Consider the following 20,599-nt stretch of genomic DNA (forward strand, 5'->3'; position numbering starts at 1 on the left):
GAGTGGATCGACGGGCAGACTTTATACCGCCTGGCGCGGCGCATCGCAAGCGAACTTGCATAAAAGTAAATGATTTCAGCCGTGCGCCGGCCCTGGAGGTTTATACTATTTTTGTAAAACCGCCAACAACCAACAGGAGACAGTGTCTTGGCCAGGAAGGACGCAAGCGGCAACGGGTTGCACAGCGTGATGCGCAGGGATGCGCGCCATGGGTCTGCGGCCGGCCGGCCGGTGCTGTCCGAGGCGCGCGCCGTCCTGACCCACGAGGTGCTGGCCATCGACGAACGCGGGCGCCGCTCCGGCATCGCCATCCCCGCCGAACGGCCGCTGACGATCTACGTCGACCGGCGCGAGCTGGTCACCCTGATGACGCTGGGCGGCGCGCCCGAGGCGCTGGTGCTGGGCTACCTGCGCAACCAGCGCCTGGTGCGCGCGCTGGAAGACATCGTGTCGATCCAGGTCGACTGGTCGGTGGACGCGGTGGCCGTGATCACGCGCCACGGCATCCAGGACGTCGAGGCGCGCACCGCGAAGAAGGTGGTCACCACCGGCTGCGGCCAGGGCTCGGTGTTCGGCGGGCTGATGGACGAAGTGGACCAGATCGCGCTGCCTGCCGACGCGCGCCTGGCGCAATCGAGCGTCTACCGCATCGTCGACACCATCCGCACCCAGCAGTCGGTGTACAAGCAGGCCGGCTCGGTGCACGGCTGCGCCCTGTTCACGGAGGGCGGCGAATTGCTGTACTTCGTCGAGGACGTGGGCCGCCACAACGCGGTCGACGCCATCGCCGGCCTGATGTGGCTGGACGGCGTGGAGGGCGCCGACAAGGTGTTCTATACCACCGGCCGGCTCACGTCCGAGATGGTGATCAAGGGCGCCCAGATGGGCATTCCCTTCCTGCTGTCGCGCTCGGGCACGACGCAGATGGGCCAGATGGTGGCCGAGCGGGTCGGCATGTCGCTGCTGGCGCGCTGCAGCGGGCGCCATTTCCTGCTGCTGGCCGGGCATGAACGCCTGGTGTTCGAGCCGCAGCTGCTGGATACGCCCTACGTTCGTCCCGACCTGCGCGATTAGATGGCCCTGCTGGACGCCACCGCGCACGCCTTCGCGCTGCTGTTCAGCGGCGACGCGGCCCTGTGGCACATCGTCTGGGTCTCGCTCAAGACCAGCCTGCTGGGGCTGATGCTGGCCACGCCGCCGGCGGTGCTGCTCGGCTACCTGATCGCCATGCACCGCTTTCCGGGGCGCCGCATCGCGGTCTGGCTGGCCCAGGCCGCGCTGTCGCTGCCCACCGTCCTGATCGGCCTGCTGCTCTACCTGATGCTGTCGCGGCGCGGGCCGCTGGGCGGGCTCGAATGGCTGTTCTCGCAGCCGGGCATCGTGCTGGGACAATGCATCATCGGCTTGCCGGTGCTGCTGGCCTTCACGCTGGCGGCGGTGCAGGCGCTCGACCCGCGCTACGCCGAGACCGCGCTCGCCCACGGCGCTTCGCGTGTGCGCGTGATGTTCACCGTGCTGCACGAGGCGCGCTACGGCGTGATGGCGGCCGTGATCAGCGGCTTCGGGCGCGTGATCTCGGAAGTCGGTTGCGCGCTGATGGTGGGCGGGAATATCGAGGGCGAGACGCGCACCATCACCACCGCGATCGCGCTCGAGACCAGCAAGGGCGAATTCGCCCAGGGCATCGCGCTGGGCATCGTGCTGGTGACCCTGGCGCTGCTGATGAACGGCGTGCTGGTGCTGCTGCAGGGCGAGGCGCACAACCCCGGGGCCCGGCTATGACGGCACTACTCACGGTGCACGGCCTGCGCAAGGCCTACGGCGAGCGCCTGCTGTTCGACGTCGCCCGGCTCGAGATCGAGAAGGGCGGCGCCTACGTGCTGACCGGCGCCAACGGCACCGGAAAAAGCACGCTGCTGCGCATGCTCGGCGGCCTGGAACGTTGCGACGCCTGCACGGTCGAATTCGAAGGCAGCCGCCTGCCGCTGTACCCGTATCCGCGCCAGCTGCGGCGCGGCATCGTCTACGTGCACCAGCACCCGATCATGTTCTCGACCAGCGTCGGCCACAACATCGCCTACGGCCTGCTGGCGCGCGGCGTGGACCGGCAACTGGTGCGCGGCCTGGTCGACGAGGCGATGGCCTGGGCCGGCGTGCTGCACCTGCGCGACAACGATCCTGCGCGCCTGTCGGGTGGCGAGAAGCAGCGCGTCGCGCTGGCGCGCGCGCGCGTGCTGCAGCCGCGCCTGTTGCTGCTGGACGAACCCACGGCCAACCTCGACGGCGCGGCGCGCGAGCAGGTGATCGGGCTGATCCCGACCCTGGTCGAGCAGGGGGCCAGCGTGGTGATGGCCTGCCATGACCGCGACCTGATCAACCTGCCCGGCGTGCGACGGCTCAAGCTGCGCGAGGGGCGATTGGAAGTACGCTGAACCACGTCCCATTACAACAAGGAGAAAGACCATGCAACGCCGTTCACTGCTCGCCGTCCTGCTGTGCGCCACCTTCGCCTCGCCTTCGCTGCTGGCGCAGGAGGTGATCAAGCTGTCCACCACCACCAGCACCGAGAACTCGGGCCTGCTCAAGCACCTGCTGCCGGTGTTCGAAGCCAAGACCAATACCAAGGTCCACGTGATCTCGGTCGGCACCGGCAAGGCGCTCGAACTGGCCAAAAACGGCGACGTCGACGTGACTCTGGTCCACGCGCGCGAGATGGAAGACAAGTTTGTCGAAGAAGGCTGGGGCGTGGACCGGCGCGACGTGATGTACAACGACTTCATCGTGGTCGGCCCGGAATCCGACCCGGCGCGCATCAAGGGCTCGAAGGACGTGGTCGACGCCTTCAAGCGCATCGCCGGCGCGAACGTCAAGTTCATCTCGCGCGGCGACAACTCGGGCACCGACGTGATGGAAAAGGGCTACTGGCAGCGCGCCGCCGTCAAGCCGCAGGGCGCCAACTACGTGTCGGCCGGCCTGGGCATGGGAGAAGTGCTGAACATGGCCGCCGAGATGCGCGCCTACACGCTGACCGACCGCGCGACCTATGGCGCCTACAAGGCGAAGACGGGGCTGGCCATCGTGGTGGAAGGCGACAAGCGCATGTACAACCCCTACGGCATCATCGCGGTCAATCCCGCGAAGCACGCGGGCGTGAACTACAAGGGAGCGAAACAGCTGATCGAGTGGATCACCTCGCCCGAAGGGCAGGCGCGCATCGCCTCGTTCAAGCCGGCCGGCGAGCAGCTGTTCTTCGCGCCGCTGCGCTAAAAGCCTGTCAGCGCGCCGGGTCGTTCATGCCGGTCAGGCTGACCACCTGGCCGTCCTTGACCACGACGCCATCCTCGAGCACGAACGTCGAGGCGCCGTTGACGTCCGGGAGTTCGAGCTCGATCGTGTCGCCGCGCTGCACGAAGCTGCCGCGCGCCGCGCAGGTGCCGAACATCGGCGTCGGCTTGAGCCCGGACGCGTCGGCCAGCAGGAAGAAGAACAGGGTCTCGCAGCTGGCGCCGCGCCCGCCGCTGCTGGCCATCAGGATCGCCTCCTTGCCGCCCGAGAGCGTAAAGCTGCGCAGCGGGAACTGCCAGCCGGCGTCCTCGCCGCTGAACAAGACCCTGCCGCCCAGGGTGACGGCGCGGCTGCCGTCGGCATTCGTGCGGCGGTCGAGCAGGCCGGCGACGGTCGACAGCGAGGCCGGCAGGTTGTCGGCATTGCTGTCGACGAGGCCGCGCGCGGTGACGGCGGCGTCGTTCGCCCGCGCCGGCGCTTCGTCCTGATCGCGCTGCACCGTGACCGCGCGGCCGGCCTCGTCGACGTCGGGCGCGAGCATGGCGGCCAGCACGCCCAGGACGATGGCGGCGATGGTGATGCCGATCCCCCACTGCGACCACTTTCGCTGGACCCGGTTGAAGTGTTCCAGGCTGTCCCACTGCTTGTTCTTCCAGGCCATCTCGCGCCCCTTGAAGCCGAGCCAGAACGCCATGATCCAGCCGACATAGGGAACCATCGCCAGCAGCCCGATCCAGCTGCGGTTGCCGATCGCCCAGATCCAGTTGAGCAGGAAGGCGCCCCAGCTCCAGCCCTTTACTCCTTCCGGAATGCCGTCCGGGATGTCGCCATCCATGCGCGGCGCCGGCGCGGAAGGCTTGTCCAGGTTGACCGGGCTCGTGCCGGCGGCCTTGCCGCACACGGAGCAATAGGCGGCGTCGGGCGCCATCTGCGCGCCGCAATGTGAACAGAACATCGGAAGTCTTTCCTGCAGGTTAAAAAAACGGCGCCGCGAACTGCGCGGCGCCGCTGGACGATTATAACGATCGGCGCGGGTGGGAAACTAACTCTTTCCCACCGTGGCCGGGATCAGACCGATGGCGGATCGGTCTCGCGCGCGAACACGCGGTGCGCGCTCAGGGCCGTCTTGAAGGCGTCGAGCGCCGCGTCGGCATTGGCCGGGTCGCCCAGGATCAGTCCCGGATCGGCCGAACCGTCGGGCAGCTTCTGCGGGATCATGGCTTTCGTCAGCAGGTCGGAACCGCTGCCGTAGGCCAGGATCGGCTTGCCGTGACGGTACTGCTCGCGCAGGAATTCCAGCACCTGGGCATTCTTCGCCAGCGCCTCGGCGGCCGCGGCGCCGTCCGGCACGATCACGCCGTCATACATCACCGACGGCCCGGCCTCGACCGAGATCTCGACGTCGATCGGATCGCCATCGACCGCCGTCACCTTGCCCAGCATATTGCCGACCATGCGCGGCACGGCGCCGTCCTTGAGCAGGCTGGCGTATTGCTTCTTGACCGCCTTGTCGTCCACGCCGCTCGCGACCAGCACCGCGACGCGGCGGCCCTTGATGCCGACCTGGCCCGGGCGGCTCAGCAGCGACAGCGCGGGCGACGGCGGGTACGTTGGGATCGGCGCATCGGTCGCCAGCGGCAGCGGCTGCGGCACTTCCAGGCCCAGGCCCTCGGCCACGCGCGCCACCAGAACCGCGTCGACGTTCGCCAGCAGGGCCAGCGTGCGGATGCGCACCGCCGGCGTCTGCACCCGGGTCAGCTCGAAGCGGAAGGCGTTGACGATGTGGTTCTGCTCGGCCGGCGTCTGGCTTTGCCAGAACAGGCGCGCCTGCGAATAGTGGTCGGCGAACAGCTCGGGCTTGCCGCGCACCTTGTCCTCGCTGATGCGCTCGGGGAAGCTCATGAAGCCCATGCGGCCGGCCTGGAACGGACAGCCGCCGCCCAGCGAATTCGGCTCGTAGTTCACGCGGCCGCGGTTGATCGCCTGGCGGTGGAAGCCGTCGCGCTGGTTGTTCTGGATCTGCACGATCGGCGAGTTGATCGGGATCTCGTGGAAGTTCGGGCCGCCCAGGCGCGTGAGCTGGGTATCCTGATAGGAGAAGTTACGGCCTTGCAGCAGCGGATCGTTGGTGAAGTCGATGCCCGGCACCACGTGCGAGGTGCAGAACGCCACCTGCTCGGTCTCGGCGAAGAAGTTGTCGGGGTTGCGGTCCAGGACCAGCTTGCCGACAGGGCGCAGCGGCACCATTTCTTCCGGCACGATCTTGGTCGGGTCGAGCACGTCGAACGGGAAGCTGGCGGCCTGCTCTTCGGTGAAGATCTGCAGGCCCAGTTCGTACTCGGGGAAGTTGCCGGCTTCGATCGCTTCCCACAGGTCGCGCCGGTGGAAGTCGGGATCGGCGCCCGAGATGCGCACCGCCTCGTCCCACACCAGCGAGTGGGTGCCGGCCAGCGGCGTCCAGTGGAATTTCACGAAGCGCGATTCGCCCTGCGCGTTCACCAAGCGGAAGGTGTGCACCCCGAAGCCCTGCATGGTGCGGTAGCTGCGCGGGATGGCGCGGTCGGACATCGTCCACAGCAGCATGTGCGCGATCTCGGGCGACAGCGAGGCGAAGTCCCAGAAGGTGTCGTGGGCGGTGGCCGCCTGCGGCATGGCGTGGTGCGGTTCCGGCTTGGCGGCATGCACCAGGTCGGGGAACTTCATCGCGTCCTGGATGAAGAACACGGGGATATTGTTGCCGACCAGGTCCCAATTGCCTTCCTCGGTATAGAACTTGACGGCGAAGCCGCGCACGTCGCGCGCGGTATCGGTCGAGCCGCGCTCGCCGGCCACGGTCGAGAAGCGCACGAACACCGGGGTACGCTTGCCCTTCTTCGAGAACGGCACCGCCCGCGTCAGGTCGCTCAAGTCTTCATAGGCCTCGAAATAGCCATGGGCGGCCGAGCCGCGCGCATGCACCACGCGCTCGGGAATGCGCTCATGGTCGAAGTGCATGATCTTTTCGCGCAGGATGAAGTCTTCCAGCAGCGTCGGGCCGCGTAGGCCGGCCTTGAGCGAGTGCTGGTTGTCGGCGACCGGCACGCCCTGGTTGGTCGTCAGGTGGCGCTTGGCAGGGTCGACGCGCACGCGGTCGAGCGGGTCCGTGGTCGGGTTCTCGCCCTCCGGCGGATTGCCGTCGCCCACCTTGTCGTTGGCGATGATCTCGCTGGCGGTGCTGCCGGTGGCGGCATGCGTCGACGGCTTGAACTGCTCGCCTTCAGTCGGCGTGCGCGCCGCCTCGCCGTATTCGCTGGCCTTGGTGGCGTTATAGGGGCGGTCGGCCGCCAGTTCCTGCTCGGACGGGATCTTGTCGAGCAGGCGGTCGGCGACCGGGTTGCTGACACCCAGGCTCTTCGGTGGATCGGCGTCCGAGGGACCGGAAACGGTGCTCAGGATCGAGCCGGCGCCATCGACAGGGCTGGAATGGTTGGAAGTGGTCATTCTTGTCCTCGCTGGTTGTAGGGTTATGAAATAACCTCAACAACATAGCTCAGCAAGAAAACCTATCTCTGTGAGATGACACACACAATGCAATAAATGCATCAAATTATTTCTATCGGGTTGATAGTGGATGGCTATTGCAAGCTCGGTCCACGACTTGGCGCACCTCGAGCGAGCGCAGCCATTTGACGTAGCGAAGGCGAGGGCAACGGCGAAATGCGGCAGGATGGGGTGACGCAGGCCCTGCATGGGTTTACCCTTCGGTTGGCCGTCGCGTCGTGAACTACGCGGCCCCGGCCGAACCGGATGCCCGGCACCGGACCTACATCAGGATGACGTCGTACTGTTCCTGGTGATACCCCTTCTCGACCTGCAGCGAAATGCGCTTGCCGATGAAGTCGCCCAGCATGGCGAGATGCTGCGATTCTTCTTCCAGGAACAGGTCGACCACCTCCTGCGAGGCGACGATGCGGAATTCGCGCGGGTTGAACTGCTTGGCTTCGCGCAGCAGTTCGCGCAGGATCTCGTAGCAGATCGTGCGGCTGGTCTTCACCTGCCCCTTGCCCGAGCAGGCCGGGCAGGGCTCGCACAGGATGTGGGCCAGCGATTCGCGGGTGCGCTTCCTCGTCATCTCGACCAGGCCCAGGGCCGAGAAGCCGCTCACCGAGACCTTGGTGCGGTCGCGCGCCAGGGTTTTCTTGAGCTCGGCCAGCACCGCGTTGCGGTGCTCGTTGTTCTCCATGTCGATGAAGTCGAGGATGATGATGCCGCCCAGGTTGCGCAGGCGCAGCTGGCGCGCGATGGCGTGCGCCGCTTCCAGGTTGGTTTTGAAAATCGTGTCGGCAAAGTTGCGGCCGCCGACATAGCCGCCGGTGTTGACGTCGATGGTCGTCATCGCCTCGGTCTGGTCGACGATCAGGTAGCCGCCCGATTTCAGGTCCACGCGCCGGCCGAGGGCGCGCAGGATTTCCTCTTCCACGCCGTACAGGTCGAACAGCGGCCGCTCGCCGGTGTAGTGCGCCATGCGCGACAGCACGCTCGGGGTGTAGACCTGGGCGAATTCGGCCAGCTTGAGGAAGTTCTCGCGCGAGTCGACCTGGATGCTGGCCGTCTCGTCGTGCACGAAGTCGCGCAGCACGCGCTGGGCCAGGCTCAGGTCCTGGTACAGCAGGGTGGTGGGCGGCAGGGTGCGCGCGCCCTGCACGATGGCGCCCCAGGTCTTGCGCAGGTAGTCGACGTCGGCGGCGATGTCGTCGCTCGACGCTTCCTCGGCCATCGTGCGCACGATGTAGCCGCCTTTTTCCTCGGCCGGCAGCAGGCTTTGCAGGTGCGCGCGCAGGCGTTCGCGCTCGGCTTCCTTTTCGATCTTCTGCGAGATGCCGATGTGGTGGTCCTGCGGCAGGTACACCAGCATGCGGCCGGCGATCGAGATCTGGGTGGAGAGGCGCGCGCCCTTGGTGCCGATCGGGTCCTTGATGACCTGCACGGTCAGCACCTGGCCGTCGAACAGCAGTTTTTCGATCGGGGTAGGCGGGGCGTTGCCGCCGTCGTGGCTGCGCGCTTCCCAGATGTCGGCCACGTGGAGAAAAGCGGCGCGCTCCAGGCCGATGTCGATGAAGGCCGACTGCATCCCCGGCAGCACGCGCACCACCTTGCCCAGATAGACGTTCCCCGCCAACCCGCGCGTGAGCGTGCGCTCGATGTGCAGCTCCTGTACCGCGCCCTGCAAGACCAGCGCCACGCGCGTTTCCTGCGGTGTGATGTTGATGAGGATGTCTTCGTTCATGGACCCTGCCGTGCGTATTGTTCAGGGTGACATGATACACGCGCCGGCCGTGGGGCCGAAGCGGTGGAATCAGATTGCCAGGCCCGCCTTGCGCAGCAGGTTGGCGGTCTCGAACAAGGGCAAGCCCATGATGCCCGAATGGCTGCCCTCGATGTGTTCGATGAACAGCGCCGCCGGACCCTGGATGCCGTAGCCGCCGGCCTTGTCGTAGGGTTCCAGCGTGGCGCAATAGGCCCTGATCCGGGCCGGGGTGAGGGTGGCGAAGCGCACGTTCGACACTTGCGTGACCTGCTCGGCCACGTGCTGGGAATGCACGGCCACCGAGGTCAGCACCTGGTGGGTGCGGCCGGACAGGCGCTCCAGCATGGCGACCGCCTCGCGGTTATCCGCCGGCTTGCCGAGGATCTCGCCGTCGATGGTGACCGTGGTGTCGGCCGTCAGCACCGGCCGCAGCGGCTGGCGCCGCTGCAGCAGGAGGTTGAAGGCGAAGGCGCCTTTGGCCCGCGCCACGCGCGCCACGTAAGCGTGGACGTCTTCGCCCGGCAGCACATCCTCGCTGACGTCGACCGCGCGGCCCGGGTCGCTGCGCAGCAGCATCAGTTCGAAGTCGACCCCGATCTGGCGCAGCAGTTCGCGCCGGCGCGGGCTCTTGGAAGCGAGGTAGATTTTATTGTGCTGGTTTTTCATCGCTGTTCTTGACCGCTGTTCTTGACTGATGCCGGGCCGCTTCAGACCCGGTGGTAAGGATGGTTCTGGGTGATCGACCAGGCGCGGTAGAGCTGTTCCGCCAGCATGACCCGGACGATTCCGTGCGGCAGGGTCATGCTGGAGATGCGGATCAGTCCTTCGGCGCGCGCCTTCAGTTCGGGATCGAGGCCGTCGGCCCCGCCGATCAGGAAGGCGGTGTCGCGGCCGTCGCGCTGCCAGGTTTCCAGTTGCTGCGACAGACCGACGCTGGTCAGGTCCTTGCCGCGCTCGTCCAGGGCGATGATGCGCACGCCCTTCGGCAAGGCCGCCTCGATGCGCTCGCGCTCGAGCGCCATCGCGGTGGCCGCGGTCTTGCTGCCGGAGCGCTCGACCGGCTTGATCTCCTTGAGCACGATGCGCAGCTCGGGCGGCATGCGCTTCGTGTACTCGGTGAAGCCGGACTCGATCCAGGCCGGCATCTTGTGGCCGACCGCGGCAATGATCAACTGCATGAGAACCCTTATTCAGCGTCCTTCTTGATGCGGCGGATCACCTTCTTGACCGGCGCATCGGCGGCCGGGGCGGCCTTCGGTGCGGCAGCCTTGCTCACGCGCTTCGGCGGCTTGGCCTTGGTCGCTTCGACGGCGGCGACTTCGGTTTTGCTCGGGGCGACCTTCACGGTCTTGCCGGTCGGGACCGCCTTGGCGGCGGCTTTCTTGGCGGCCGGTTTCCTGGCGGCGGTCTCGGTCGTGGCCGCGGCCTTGGTCGCGCGCTTGGCGGCCGGCTTGCGTTCGTTGACCGGCTTGGCTTCTTCCTGCGCCTGGTTGGCGGCCAGGTGCTTCGACTTCGGCTTGACGGCGTCGGCTTCGATGCCTTCAGCGGTCGACTTGCGCTTGGCGGCGCCCAGCTTGACCGGCTTCTCGCCCCAGATTTCCTCGAGGCGGTAGTATTGACGGATGGCCGGCTGCATGATGTGGACGATCATGTCGCCCAGGTCGACCAGCACCCATTCGCCGGTGTCTTCGCCTTCCAGGCCGACCACGTCGCCGCCCGCCGCCTTGACCTTGTCGCGCACCGAGGCGGCCAGCGCCTTGGTCTGGCGGTTCGACGTACCCGAGACCACGGCGATGCGGTCGAACAGGCTGGTCAGGTGAGTCGTGTCGAACAGGACGATGTCCTGGCCCTTCACATCTTCCAGGGCGTCGACGACGAGGGTTTGCAGTTTCTTGATATCCATTAGTTTTTGTACAGGTTATGTTGTTGAATATAGTCTAGCACTTGCGCCATACCGAGCGCGCTTGCATCCGCGCCGGATTGCAAGGCCGCGCGCAGCTGGCTGGACGAGAGATCCACGTCCAACGTCGGCGCAAGGCAGACTTTTCCGTGCGCCAGCAGGCGCACGGTGTCGGGCGTTGCAAGCCGCGTCGACAGTTCTTGGGCCACCACCGGCGGCAATGCTTCCTGCGCCAGGTCGTAGCCGGGGCGCGTCGCCACGCCCAGGTTGGCAAGCGCGAACAGTTCGCGCCACTCGTTCCAGCTGTCGAGCTTGCGCAACTGGTCGGCGCCCATCAGGAACACGATCGAGGTGCGCGGGCCCAGTTCCGCGCGCAATGCGCGCAGGGTTTCGACCGTATACGTTGGCGTTTTCCGTTCGATTTCCTGCAGGTCGATCGTGACCGGCAGGCTCGGGCTCTTCAAGGCCTCGAAAGCCAGTTCCAGCATCGCGACGCGGTCGGCATCGCTGGCCTCGAGGCCGTTCTTCTGCCACGGCTGGCCGGCCGGCAGGATGCGCAAGGCGTCCGGCCGCAACAGGCTGGCGAACAGCTGCGCCAGTGCGACGTGGCCCTGGTGCACCGGATCGAAACTGCCGCCGAGGACGGCGACGCAGCGGTTGCGCCCGGACGCGCCGGCGGCCAGGGTCACGGCGCCAGCCAGTCCCGGTGCACCAGGAAGTCGGAGTACAGCCGTGCCTCGGGGCTGCCGGGTTCGGGATGCCAGTCGTAGCGCCATTTGACGATCGGCGGCATCGACATCAGGATCGCCTCGGTCCGCCCGCCCGACTGCAGGCCGAACAGGGTGCCGCGGTCCCACACCAGGTTGAACTCGACGTAGCGGCCGCGCCGGTAGGCCTGGAAGTCGCGCTCGCGTTCGCCATAAGCCTGATCTTTGCGGCGTTGCAGGATCGGCAAATAGGCGTCCAGGAAGCGCTCGCCGACGGTCCTCACCATGGCGTACGATTGCTCGAAGCCGAGCTCGTTGAAATCGTCGAAGAAGATGCCGCCCACGCCGCGCGGTTCCTTGCGGTGCTTCAGGTAGAAGTAGTCGTCGCACCAGGTCTTGAAGCGCGGATGCAGTTCGTCTCCGAACGGCGCCAGCGCGTCGCGGCAGGCCTGGTGGAAGTGGCGCGCGTCCTCGACTTCGCCGTAATACGGGGTCAGGTCCATGCCGCCGCCGAACCACCAGACCGGTTCCTTGCCGGGCGCGGTCGCTTCAAAAAAGCGCACGTTCATGTGCACCGTCGGAGCGTAGGGGTTACGCGGATGCAGCACCAGCGACACGCCCATCGCTTCCCAGGCGCGGCCGGCCAGTTCCGGACGCACGGCGGTGGCCGACGCCGGCAGCGTGGCGCCGCGCACATGCGAGAAGTTGACGCCGCCCCGTTCGAGGACATTGCCTTCCTCGACCAGGCGCGAGATGCCGCCGCCGCCTTCGGGGCGCTGCCATTCTTCGCGCAGGAACGGTTTGCCGTCGACCTGTTCGAGACCGTGGACGATGCGCGCCTGGAGCTCGAGCAGCCAGGCCTTGATGGCGGCGGGATTGGGGGAAGACATGAAGAGTGACCGACTGGGAATGAAAAGTGGGCCGATTGTACACCGGCCCACGAAATAGCTACATCTGGCGTTGGTTGCGAAAGGCGTGGAGCCTGCCGGGGCAGGCTCGGAAAAGCCTTCTGAGGGCGGCTTTACTTGACGCCGCGCCAGCCAATGTCGCGCCGGTACTGCGCGCCATTGAAGTGGATCCTCTCGACGGTTTCATACGCCTGCTTCTGCGCCATCTTGACGCTGTCGCCCAGGCCCACCACGCACAGCACGCGGCCGCCGCTGGTCTGCAGCTTGCCGTCCACCAGGCGGGTGCCGGCGTGGAAGGTGATGCATTCCGGCGCTTCTTGCGGGATGCCGTCGATGACGTCGCCCTTGCGCGGGCTGTCCGGATAGCCGGCGGCCGCCATCACGACGCCCACGGCGGTGCGGCGGTCCCATTCCAGCTCGACCGTGTCGAGGGTGCCGTTGCAGGCGTGTTCCAGCACGGTCGCGAAGTCGCTCTTCAGGCGCGCCATGATCGGCTGGGTTTCCGGGTCGCCCATGCGGCAGTTGAATTCGAGCGTGCGCGGGTTGCCGTCGCTGTCGATCATCAGGCCGGCGTACAGGAAGCCGGTGAACGGGATGCCGTCGCGCGCCATGCCCTGGATGGTCGGGTTGATAATCTCGCGCATCACGCGCGCATGCATCGACGGCGTCACGATCGGCGCCGGCGAGTAGGCGCCCATGCCGCCCGTGTTCGGGCCCTGGTCGTTGTCCTTCAGGCGCTTGTGGTCCTGGCTGGTGGCCAGCGCCAGCACGTTCTTGCCGTCGCACATGACGATGAAGCTGGCTTCCTCGCCGGCCAGGAATTCTTCGATCACGATGCGGGCGCCGGCGTCGCCGAAGGCGTTATCGGACAGCATGTGGTCGACCGCAGCGTGGGCTTCGTCCAGCGACATCGCGACCACCACGCCCTTGCCGGCCGCCAGGCCGTCGGCCTTGATGACGATCGGCGCGCCGTTGGCGTCGATGTAGGCGTGGGCCGCGGCGGCATCCGAAAACGTTTCGTACTTCGCGGTCGGGATGCCGTGGCGGTGCATGAAGGCCTTGGCGAAGTCCTTCGAGCTCTCGAGCTGGGCCGCCTCGCGGGTGGGGCCGAAGATCTTGAGGCCGCGCGAGCGGAACAGGTTGACGATGCCCGCCGCCAGCGGCGCTTCCGGGCCGACCAGGGTCAGGGCCACGCCTTCGCGCACCACGAAGTCGGCCAGCGCCTCCGGCTCAAGCACGTCGACCGTCACCAGGCGATCGTCGAGCGCGGTGCCGCCGTTGCCGGGCGCGACGAAGACCGTCTGGATGCGTTCCGATTGGGCCAGTTTCCACGCCAGCGCGTGTTCGCGGCCGCCCGAGCCGACTACGAGGATTTTCATATTCGCTACCAATTATTCTTCGATCACGGCGTTGGTGAAGACTTCCTGGACGTCGTCCAGGTTTTCCAGCGCATCGAGGAGTTTCTGCATCTTGACCGCGTCCTCGCCCGTGAACACGGTCTCGGTGGCGGGCTTCATGATGACTTCGGCCACTTCGGCCTTGAAGCCGGCGGCTTCCAGGGCTTCTTTCACGGCGGAGAAGGCGTGCGGATCGCACAGCACCTCGAAGCCGCCTTCTTCGTCGGCCATGACGTCGTCGGCGCCGGCTTCGAGCGCGGCTTCCATCAGTTTGTCTTCGTCGACGCCCGGCGCGAACAGGAACTGGCCGGTGTGCTTGAACATGAAGGCGACCGAGCCTTCAGTGCCCATATTGCCGCCGAATTTGCTGAAGGCGTGGCGCACTTCGGCCACGGTGCGGACACGGTTGTCGGTCAGGCAGTCGACGATGATCGCCGCGCCGCCGATGCCATAGCCTTCGTAGCGCACTTCCTCGTAGTTGACGCCTTCGAGCTCGCCCGAGCCTCGCTGGATCGCGCGGGTGACGTTATCCTTCGGCATATTCGCGTCCGCGGCCTTCTCGACCGCCAGGCGCAGGCGCGGGTTGGAAGCGATGTCGCTCCCGCCCATGCGCGCGGCCACGGTGATCTCCTTGATCAGGCGCGTCCAGATCTTGCCGCGCTTGGCGTCGGTAGCGGCTTTCTTATGCTTGATATTGGCCCATTTGCTGTGTCCAGCCATGTCGAGAATTCCTTAGACGGTATGCAAGAGTGGCCGATATTCTAGCATAGGCCCCCCTCGCAAAATCGCTCAAGGAAACAACAGTCGGGTCCCCAGGGCGAGCAGCGCCAAGCCGCCCGCACAGGCGATCCAGTGGCCGCCGACGAGGCGGATCTCGGCCAGCACGAACAGGCCGACGACGGCAATCGCGGCCGGGTTGTCCGGGCCGGTGGCCAGCAGCAGGAGCATCAGGAGCCAGCAGCAGCCCAGGCACTGGCGGGCGTGGGCGGCGCCGCGCCAGAACGCCCCGGGCAGACCGTCGCGCCAGCCGGCCAGGATGCCGGGCAGGGGCGCCCGACAGTGCTCCAGGCAGGCATGCTTGGTGGGTGTCCACTGGTAGACGCCGGCCGCCACCATGGCCAGGCCGAGCAGAAGCGGGTGGCGCACGGCGCCGCCGTGGTCGGACTCGTGCAGCGTCCATTGGGCGATCGCGGCCAGCAGCGCGAAACCGGTCCAGGCGCCCAGGTAGCCGAGCACGAACAGGCCGGTGCGCAGGCGCGCCCGCTGGGCCGCATGCTCGCCGGCGAGGCGCGCGAACAGCACCGTGGCGCGACTGGCCAGCGGCAGCATCATGGCCGTGCACAGGCCGGCCCAGGTCAGGAAGACCAGCGCCAGCTGGCCGGCCTGGTAGGCCAGGGTGGGCGCGGCCATGGCTGCGCTGGCCCCACCCGCGCTGGCCGCACCCGCGGTGCGCGCGGCGCCGGCTGCCGCGTCCGCAGCGAGAGGCTGGCTGCTGAGCACCAGGCCGCCCAGCACGAGGCCGGCCCAGCACAGGCTGGCCAGCAGCGATACGACGATCAGGACCAGCAGCACGAATCGGTCGCGGCCAAGCCGTGCTTCGATGTCACTCAGGTTCATTGCGGCGCTCCCGGTGGACCCGTGCGCTCGGTCTTGCAGGTCATGATGGATTCTCCTTTTGGTTGAAATGCATGGGTTCGACCGCGCGCGCGTCAAACCCGTTCGGCGGGCGCGGCCGGATGCGTCTTGACGCCGAGGCCGCCATCGCCGGATGAGCCCTGGCGATGACGCCAGCGGTGCAACTCCCTTGCCACAGGCGCGATGCTGCACCGCCGCGATCGACCCCGTCGTGACGGCGAACTTCGGCGTTGCCGCCACAGCCTTGCGCCGATCTTGATCTCTTTCAGAACGTCATCGCTCCGTCGGTGGTTTATGTGACCGCGTGGTCGAATGCGGTATTCTTATGAGGTCCCGACCACACCGACCGCCGCCCTCGACATGACCATCACGACCCCGACCGCTGCAGCTCCGAACATGCCTCGCATCGCCCTGATCGCGCACGACAAGAAGAAGGACGACATGATCTCGCTCGCCGCCGAGTACCGCGCCTTCCTGCAGGGCTGCGCCCTGTCGGCCACCGGCACCACCGGCGGGCGCCTGATCAACGAGCTGGGCCTGAACGTCGAGCGCAAGCATTCGGGGCCGGTCGGCGGCGACCTGCAGATCGGTTCCCTGCTGGTCGACGGCCTGATCGATTGCGTGATCTTCCTGCGCGACCCGATGACGCCGCAGCCGCACGAACCCGACATCAACGCCCTGGTGCGCGCCTGCGACGTGCACAATATCCCGTGCGCGACCAACGTCTCGACCGCGCGCCTGGTGCTGTCGCAACTGATGGGCGTGCGCAGCGCCGTTTGACCCACCTGACAGGAGGAACCATGCTCGCCAAAGCGATCCGGATCGCCGCCACCGGCGGCCCAGAAGTGATGGAATACGTCGACGTCGAGGCGCCCGCGCCCGGGCCGGGCGAGGCGCGCATCGTCCAGCACGCGATCGGCCTGAACTTCATCGACGTATATTTCCGCACCGGCCTGTATCCGCAGCCGCTGCCCGGCTTTCTCGGCAAGGAAGGGGCGGGCGTGGTCGAGGCGGTGGGCGAGGGCGTGACCCATGTGCGGCCGGGTGACCGCGTGGCCTATGCCGGCGGTCCGCTGGGCGCCTATGCCAGCGTGCGCACCGTGCCGGCCCGCTTCCTGGTCAAGCTGCCCGACGCGATCGGCTTCGAAACCGCGGCCGCCATGATGCTGCAGGGCCTGACGGTGCAATACCTGCTCCGTCAAACCTACCGGGTCGAGGCCGGCGACACGGTCCTGTTCCACGCCGCGGCCGGCGGCGTCGGCCTGATCGCCTGCCAGTGGGCGCGCGCGCTCGGCGTGCGCCTGATCGGCACCGTGGGCTCGAAGGAAAAAGGCGAGCTGGCGCTGCGCCACGGCGCGGCCCACGTCATCAACTACAACGACGAAGACATCGTGGCGCGCGTGCGCGAGCTCACCGGTGGCGAGGGCGTGCCGGTGGTGTACGACTCGGTGGGCAAGGCCACCTTCACCGCTTCGCTCGACTGCCTGCGCCGGCGCGGCCTGATGGTCAGCTTCGGCAACGCCTCGGGCGCGGTGGAGCCGTTCGCGCCAGCCGAGCTGTCCAGGCGCGGCTCGCTGTTCCTGACCCGTCCGACCCTGTTCGACTACATGCACACCCAGGAAGAGCAAGAGGCGATGACGGCCGAGCTGTTCGACATGGTCGCGAGCGGCAAGGTCGAGGTCGGGGTGCGCCAGACCTTTGCCCTGGCCGAGGCAGGCGAGGCGCACCGCGCGCTGGAGGCGCGCCGCACGACCGGTTCGACGGTGTTGTTGCCATGAGGGATACGCGCGACGACGAGCCGCTGCCGCCGTTGCCGCCGTCGGCGCAGCCGTCGGGCGACGGTGCGCCGAAGTTCGGGCGCCTCTTGATCGTGCTGGCGCTGGCCATGCTGCTGGTGGTGGCGCTCACTTTCGGCTCCGAGGCTTATTTCACCTGAGGCCATGGACGATTTCAACCGCGCCTACGGGCGGGTGTTCGTCCCCGGCCGCCTGACGGTCGGGCTGATGACGCCCATGGCGGGCGGCCCCGGCGCCCTGGCCGACCTCGCGCTGGCGCAAGAGCATGCGCGCCTGGCCGATGCGCTGGGCTTCGCCGCCCTCTGGACCCGGGACGTGCCCCTGATGATCCCGCAGGGCAGCGCCAACGAGACCGCGGCGCTGGACGACCCCTTCCTGTGGCTGGCCGCGCTGGCGGCGGTGACGGAGCGGATCGCGCTCGCCACCGGGGCCGTCGTGCTGCCGCTGCGCCATCCGCTGCACGTGGCCAAGGCGGCCCTGAGCCTGGACCGGATCAGCCATGGCCGCCTGCTGCTGGGCCTGGGTTCGGGCGACCGGCCCGAGGAATTCGCCCGTTTCGGGGCCGACCTGGACACGCGCGACGTGGCCTTCCGCGACCATTGGGAAACCGTGCGCGCCGCGCTCGAACCGGCGCCGGCTGCCGGGGCAGAGGATGGGCAATACCGCGTGCTGCCGCCGCCACACACGCGCATCCCGATGCTCGCGGTGGGCAGCGCGCGCCAGTCGCTGCAGTGGATCGCCGGGCATGCCGATGGCTGGACCAGCTACCACCGCGAGGAAGACCGGCAAAAAGGCCGCATCGCCCTGTGGCACATGGCGCAGGACCAGCGCGCCCCAGGACTGCGCAAGCCCTTTATCCAGTCGGTGCAGCTGGACTTGCTGGACGATCCGGCGGCGCCGCTTGATGCGATCGAACTCGGCCTGCGCACCGGCCGCCATGCGCTGGCCGCCTATCTCGAACGCATGCGCGGACTCGGCGTCGCGCACGTCCTGTTCAACCTGCATCGGGGCGCGCGGCCGGCCGGCGAGGTCCTGCATGAAATAGGGACGGAGATCCTGCCGCGGATATAGGGCGCGCCCTGCGCGGCGCGGCCGGCATCATCCGCCGCCGGACCCGGATGCTAGAATCGCCTCATGGAAACCCCCGCCAAGAAGGACGCCCCAGCCCATCCCCGCAAGAGCCGCAAGGGCGCCACGCCCACGGTGCGCGACGTCGCGCGCCTGGCCGGGGTGGCCCCGATGAGCGTCTCGCGCGCGCTGAACAATCCCGACTCGGTTTCGCCCGAGATCCTGCAACGCGTGCGCGAGGTGGTGGACCGGGTGGGTTACGTCCCGAACCTGCTGGCCGGAGGCCTGGCCTCCAAGAAGAGCCGCATGGTGGCGGCCGTGGTGCCGACCATCAGCGGCTCGGTGTTCCTCGAGATGGTGCAGGCGCTCACCGACGGCCTCGCTGCGCGCGGCTACCAGCTGATGCTGGGCCAGGCCGGCTACGAGAACTCGCGCGAGGACGCGCTGCTCGAGGCCATCATCGGACGCCGTCCGGACGGCGTGGTGCTGACCGGGATCATGCGCTCGGAGCAGGGCCGGCGCCGCCTGCTGGCCAGCGGCATCCCGGTGGTCGAGACCTGGGACCTGACCGACAGCCCGATCGACATGCTGGTGGGCTTCTCGCACGAACAGATCGGCAAGGCGGTGGCCGAATACCTGCACGGGCGCGGGCGCCGCAAGATTGCCGCCATCAGCGCCGACGACGAGCGCGCGGTGCGCCGCAACCGCCATTTCGCCGACACCGTGCTGGCGCTGCAGCCGGGGCTGGGCACGGATCGAAAGGCGGTGCCGACCTGCGTCGTGCCGGCGCCGACCTCGCTCGGCAGCGGTCGCACCGGCCTGCGCGAGCTGCTGGCGCGCGACCCCGGCATCGACGCCGTGTTCTGCAGCTCCGACATGATGGCCCAGGGCGTGCTGCTCGAAGCGTTGGCGCTGGGCATCGAGGTGCCCGGGCAGCTGGCCGTGGTCGGCCTGGGCGACCTGGCGTTCTCGCGCGACCTGCATCCGCCCTTGACCACGGTGCGCATCGACGGCACCGCCATCGGTTCCATCGCCGCCTCGCTGATCATCGACCGCGCCGAAGGTCGGCCAGTGGAGGCGCCGGTGCGCGACGTCGGCTTCGTCATCGTCGAACGCGGCAGCAGCTGAACACTCCTCCAGCGGATTGACTTGGTCATCAAGATACCGGTATCATCGGCTCATCTTGATACCGGTAACATCGCTTTAGGGAAAAATGATGACCATGGAATCTTCGACACTGGGCAGCACGCCAACGATCACCGCGATGCGCGTGGTGCCGGTCGCGGGCCGCGACGGCATGCTGCTCAACCTCAGCGGCGCCCACGCGCCGTGGTTCACCCGTAACCTGGTGATCCTCACCGACAGCAGCGGTCAGCAGGGCGTCGGCGAAGTGCCGGGCGGGGAGAGCATCCGCCAGACACTCGAGGATGCGCGCGCGCTGGTCGTCGGCCAGCCGATCGGCGCCTGGAACGGCGTGCTGCGTTCGATGCGCACGGCGTTCGCCGGACGCGATGCGGGCGGGCGCGGCCAGCAGACCTTCGACCTGCGCGTGACGATCCACGCGGTGGCCGGCGTCGAATGCGCCGTGCTCGACCTGCTGGGCAAGTTCATGGGCGTGCCGGTGGCCGACCTGCTGGGCGAGGGCCGCCAGCGCGACCAGGTCGAGATGCTGGGCTACCTGTTCTACGTGGGCGACCGCAGGGCCACCGACCTGCCGTATGCGAGCGAGCCCGATGCCGACGACGAGTGGCTGCGCCTGCGCCACGAGCCGGCCATGGACGCCGACGCCATCGTGGCCCAGGCGCGCGCCGCGCAGGCGCGCTACGGCTTCAGGAGCTTCAAGCTCAAGGGCGGCGTGCTGCGCGGCGAACAGGAAATCGAGGCGGCGCGCGCGCTCAAGGAAGCCTTCCCGCAGGCTGGCGTCACGCTCGACCCCAACGGCTGCTGGCTGCTGCAGGACGCGATCCGGCTGTGCCGCGACATGAAGGGCGTGCTGGCCTATGCCGAGGACCCGTGCGGACCCGAAGGCGGCTATTCGGGCCGCGAGACGATGGCCGAGTTCCGCCGCGCCACCGGCCTGCGCACCGCCACCAATATGATCGCCACCGACTGGCGCCAGCTGGCGCACGCGGTGCAGCTGGGGGCGGTGGACATCCCGCTGGCCGACCCGCATTTCTGGACCATGCAGGACACCGTGCGCGTGGCGAAGATGTGCGAAGCCTGGGGCCTGACCTGGGGCTCGCATTCGAATAACCACTTCGACATTTCGCTGGCGATGTTCACCCATTGCGCGGCGGCGGCGCCGGGCGACATCACGGCGATCGACACCCACTGGATCTGGCAGGACGGCCAGCACCTGACCCGCAATCCGCTGCGCATCGTGGACGGCATGGTGGCGGTGCCGACCGCGCCGGGACTGGGCGTGGAACTCGACATGGAGGCGGTGGAGGCCGCGCACCAGCGCTATCTGGCGATGGGACTGGGCGGGCGCGACGATGCGGTGGGCATGCAGTACCTCGTCCCGAACTGGAAGTTCGACAGCAAGAAGCCGTGCATGGTGCGCTGACCCGTTGTCTCCCATTGACCCGTCACGCGGCGCGCGTGACGGGTCTTTTT

General features: G+C 67.8%; 21 protein-coding genes. 10 read left to right on the plus strand and 11 right to left on the minus strand.

What is annotated here, in order from left to right; all coding sequences use genetic code 11:
* The first annotated feature begins 189 nt into the window (after positions 1-189).
* The 4 genes from ABIB42_RS15070 to ABIB42_RS15085 are packed head-to-tail and all read left to right on the plus strand — an operon-like array spanning position 190 to position 3,267.
* Positions 190-1,074 carry a formate dehydrogenase accessory sulfurtransferase FdhD gene (locus ABIB42_RS15070; RefSeq protein WP_184237319.1) on the plus strand — a complete coding sequence of 295 codons (885 nt, stop codon included), beginning with the start codon at positions 190-192 and terminating at the stop codon, positions 1,072-1,074.
* A complete protein-coding gene (locus ABIB42_RS15075; protein ID WP_005665510.1) occupies positions 1,075-1,782 on the plus strand; it encodes an ABC transporter permease in 708 nt (235 codons plus the stop codon).
* On the plus strand, positions 1,779-2,432 hold the full coding sequence (locus tag ABIB42_RS15080) for an energy-coupling factor ABC transporter ATP-binding protein (protein ID WP_005665511.1): 654 nt from the start codon (positions 1,779-1,781) through the stop codon (positions 2,430-2,432). Before ABIB42_RS15075 ends, ABIB42_RS15080 begins: the two co-directional genes overlap by 4 nt.
* A gap of 31 nt (positions 2,433-2,463) precedes the next feature.
* The gene (locus ABIB42_RS15085) at positions 2,464-3,267 is read left to right on the plus strand and encodes an extracellular solute-binding protein (RefSeq protein ID WP_184237168.1); all 804 of its coding nucleotides are present in this window, start codon (positions 2,464-2,466) and stop codon (positions 3,265-3,267) included.
* Positions 3,268-3,274: 7 nt separating this feature from the next.
* Here the strand turns inward: ABIB42_RS15085 and ABIB42_RS15090 are convergent, their stop codons facing one another.
* The 11 genes from ABIB42_RS15090 to ABIB42_RS15140 all read right to left on the minus strand — a co-directional run bounded on the left by ABIB42_RS15090 (position 3,275) and on the right by ABIB42_RS15140 (position 15,101).
* Positions 3,275-4,240: a zinc ribbon domain-containing protein gene (locus tag ABIB42_RS15090; RefSeq protein WP_005665514.1), complete on the minus strand. Its 966-nt coding sequence runs from the start codon at positions 4,238-4,240 to the stop codon at positions 3,275-3,277.
* Positions 4,241-4,353: 113 nt separating this feature from the next.
* Positions 4,354-6,765 (minus strand): catalase, encoded by a 2,412-nt coding sequence (locus ABIB42_RS15095; protein ID WP_219861183.1) that lies wholly within the window; start codon positions 6,763-6,765, stop codon positions 4,354-4,356.
* Between the two features lie 322 nt (positions 6,766-7,087).
* Complete coding sequence (rng, locus tag ABIB42_RS15100; protein WP_071361489.1) at positions 7,088-8,551, minus strand: ribonuclease G; 1,464 nt, start codon at positions 8,549-8,551, stop codon at positions 7,088-7,090.
* A 69-nt stretch (positions 8,552-8,620) separates the two neighbouring features.
* Positions 8,621-9,238, minus strand: a complete 618-nt coding sequence (locus ABIB42_RS15105; protein WP_071361490.1) for a Maf family protein — start codon at positions 9,236-9,238, stop codon at positions 8,621-8,623.
* 41 nt (positions 9,239-9,279) lie between these two features.
* Positions 9,280-9,750, minus strand: coding sequence for a 23S rRNA (pseudouridine(1915)-N(3))-methyltransferase RlmH (gene rlmH / locus ABIB42_RS15110; RefSeq protein WP_071361491.1), 471 nt, complete (start codon positions 9,748-9,750; stop codon positions 9,280-9,282).
* 8 nt (positions 9,751-9,758) lie between these two features.
* Positions 9,759-10,475, minus strand: a complete 717-nt coding sequence (gene rsfS, locus ABIB42_RS15115; protein ID WP_005665521.1) for a ribosome silencing factor — start codon at positions 10,473-10,475, stop codon at positions 9,759-9,761.
* Positions 10,475-11,161, minus strand: coding sequence for a nicotinate-nucleotide adenylyltransferase (locus ABIB42_RS15120; protein WP_219861173.1), 687 nt, complete (start codon positions 11,159-11,161; stop codon positions 10,475-10,477). The genes rsfS and ABIB42_RS15120 overlap by 1 nt, the downstream gene beginning before the upstream one ends.
* Complete coding sequence (gene hemF, locus ABIB42_RS15125) at positions 11,158-12,069, minus strand: oxygen-dependent coproporphyrinogen oxidase (RefSeq protein ID WP_005665523.1); 912 nt, start codon at positions 12,067-12,069, stop codon at positions 11,158-11,160. The genes ABIB42_RS15120 and hemF overlap by 4 nt, the downstream gene beginning before the upstream one ends.
* Positions 12,070-12,200: 131 nt before the next feature.
* Complete coding sequence (purD, locus tag ABIB42_RS15130; RefSeq protein WP_005665524.1) at positions 12,201-13,466, minus strand: phosphoribosylamine--glycine ligase; 1,266 nt, start codon at positions 13,464-13,466, stop codon at positions 12,201-12,203.
* Between the two features lie 12 nt (positions 13,467-13,478).
* Complete coding sequence (locus ABIB42_RS15135) at positions 13,479-14,204, minus strand: YebC/PmpR family DNA-binding transcriptional regulator (protein WP_005665525.1); 726 nt, start codon at positions 14,202-14,204, stop codon at positions 13,479-13,481.
* A 69-nt stretch (positions 14,205-14,273) separates the two neighbouring features.
* Positions 14,274-15,101 (minus strand): DUF2182 domain-containing protein, encoded by an 828-nt coding sequence (locus tag ABIB42_RS15140; RefSeq protein ID WP_005665526.1) that lies wholly within the window; start codon positions 15,099-15,101, stop codon positions 14,274-14,276.
* A gap of 378 nt (positions 15,102-15,479) precedes the next feature.
* On the opposite strand from ABIB42_RS15140, the gene ABIB42_RS15145 reads away from it, so the two are divergent.
* The 6 genes from ABIB42_RS15145 to ABIB42_RS15170 all read left to right on the plus strand — a co-directional run bounded on the left by ABIB42_RS15145 (position 15,480) and on the right by ABIB42_RS15170 (position 20,549).
* Positions 15,480-15,899, plus strand: a complete 420-nt coding sequence (locus ABIB42_RS15145) for a methylglyoxal synthase (protein ID WP_071361496.1) — start codon at positions 15,480-15,482, stop codon at positions 15,897-15,899.
* Positions 15,900-15,919: 20 nt separating this feature from the next.
* Positions 15,920-16,897, plus strand: coding sequence for a quinone oxidoreductase family protein (locus tag ABIB42_RS15150; RefSeq protein WP_429248595.1), 978 nt, complete (start codon positions 15,920-15,922; stop codon positions 16,895-16,897).
* A complete protein-coding gene (locus ABIB42_RS15155) occupies positions 16,894-17,055 on the plus strand; it encodes a hypothetical protein (protein WP_005665531.1) in 162 nt (53 codons plus the stop codon). Before ABIB42_RS15150 ends, ABIB42_RS15155 begins: the two co-directional genes overlap by 4 nt.
* A 4-nt stretch (positions 17,056-17,059) precedes the next feature.
* Positions 17,060-17,986, plus strand: a complete 927-nt coding sequence (locus ABIB42_RS15160; protein ID WP_219861170.1) for a TIGR03571 family LLM class oxidoreductase — start codon at positions 17,060-17,062, stop codon at positions 17,984-17,986.
* 63 nt (positions 17,987-18,049) lie between these two features.
* A complete protein-coding gene (locus ABIB42_RS15165; RefSeq protein WP_219861167.1) occupies positions 18,050-19,111 on the plus strand; it encodes a LacI family DNA-binding transcriptional regulator in 1,062 nt (353 codons plus the stop codon).
* Between the two features lie 85 nt (positions 19,112-19,196).
* The gene (locus tag ABIB42_RS15170) at positions 19,197-20,549 is read left to right on the plus strand and encodes an enolase C-terminal domain-like protein (protein ID WP_005665537.1); all 1,353 of its coding nucleotides are present in this window, start codon (positions 19,197-19,199) and stop codon (positions 20,547-20,549) included.
* The last annotated feature ends 50 nt before the right edge of the window (positions 20,550-20,599 follow it).

Source organism: Massilia sp. UYP32, from assembly GCF_050434365.1.
Taxonomy (GTDB): Bacteria; Pseudomonadota; Gammaproteobacteria; order Burkholderiales; family Burkholderiaceae_D; genus Telluria; species Telluria timonae.

Bases quoted from the DNA above. Each gene is read 5' to 3' on its own strand.
- ABIB42_RS15080 (WP_005665511.1), top strand. From the start codon at position 1,779: ATGACGGCACTACTCACGGTGCACGGCCTGCGCAAGGCCTACGGCGAG.
- rlmH (WP_071361491.1), bottom strand. From the start codon at position 9,750: ATGCAGTTGATCATTGCCGCGGTCGGCCACAAGATGCCGGCCTGGATC.
- ABIB42_RS15150 (WP_429248595.1), top strand. From the start codon at position 15,920: ATGCTCGCCAAAGCGATCCGGATCGCCGCCACCGGCGGCCCAGAAGTG.
- ABIB42_RS15160 (WP_219861170.1), top strand. From the start codon at position 17,060: ATGGACGATTTCAACCGCGCCTACGGGCGGGTGTTCGTCCCCGGCCGC.
- purD (WP_005665524.1), bottom strand. From the start codon at position 13,466: ATGAAAATCCTCGTAGTCGGCTCGGGCGGCCGCGAACACGCGCTGGCG.
- ABIB42_RS15075 (WP_005665510.1), top strand. From the start codon at position 1,075: ATGGCCCTGCTGGACGCCACCGCGCACGCCTTCGCGCTGCTGTTCAGC.
- ABIB42_RS15070 (WP_184237319.1), top strand. From the start codon at position 190: ATGCGCAGGGATGCGCGCCATGGGTCTGCGGCCGGCCGGCCGGTGCTG.
- ABIB42_RS15145 (WP_071361496.1), top strand. From the start codon at position 15,480: ATGACCATCACGACCCCGACCGCTGCAGCTCCGAACATGCCTCGCATC.
- rng (WP_071361489.1), bottom strand. From the start codon at position 8,551: ATGAACGAAGACATCCTCATCAACATCACACCGCAGGAAACGCGCGTG.
- ABIB42_RS15170 (WP_005665537.1), top strand. From the start codon at position 19,197: ATGATGACCATGGAATCTTCGACACTGGGCAGCACGCCAACGATCACC.
- ABIB42_RS15090 (WP_005665514.1), bottom strand. From the start codon at position 4,240: ATGTTCTGTTCACATTGCGGCGCGCAGATGGCGCCCGACGCCGCCTAT.
- hemF (WP_005665523.1), bottom strand. From the start codon at position 12,069: ATGTCTTCCCCCAATCCCGCCGCCATCAAGGCCTGGCTGCTCGAGCTC.
- ABIB42_RS15095 (WP_219861183.1), bottom strand. From the start codon at position 6,765: ATGACCACTTCCAACCATTCCAGCCCTGTCGATGGCGCCGGCTCGATC.
- ABIB42_RS15140 (WP_005665526.1), bottom strand. From the start codon at position 15,101: ATGAACCTGAGTGACATCGAAGCACGGCTTGGCCGCGACCGATTCGTG.
- ABIB42_RS15165 (WP_219861167.1), top strand. From the start codon at position 18,050: ATGGAAACCCCCGCCAAGAAGGACGCCCCAGCCCATCCCCGCAAGAGC.
- ABIB42_RS15135 (WP_005665525.1), bottom strand. From the start codon at position 14,204: ATGGCTGGACACAGCAAATGGGCCAATATCAAGCATAAGAAAGCCGCT.
- ABIB42_RS15155 (WP_005665531.1), top strand. From the start codon at position 16,894: ATGAGGGATACGCGCGACGACGAGCCGCTGCCGCCGTTGCCGCCGTCG.
- ABIB42_RS15085 (WP_184237168.1), top strand. From the start codon at position 2,464: ATGCAACGCCGTTCACTGCTCGCCGTCCTGCTGTGCGCCACCTTCGCC.
- rsfS (WP_005665521.1), bottom strand. From the start codon at position 10,475: ATGGATATCAAGAAACTGCAAACCCTCGTCGTCGACGCCCTGGAAGAT.
- ABIB42_RS15105 (WP_071361490.1), bottom strand. From the start codon at position 9,238: ATGAAAAACCAGCACAATAAAATCTACCTCGCTTCCAAGAGCCCGCGC.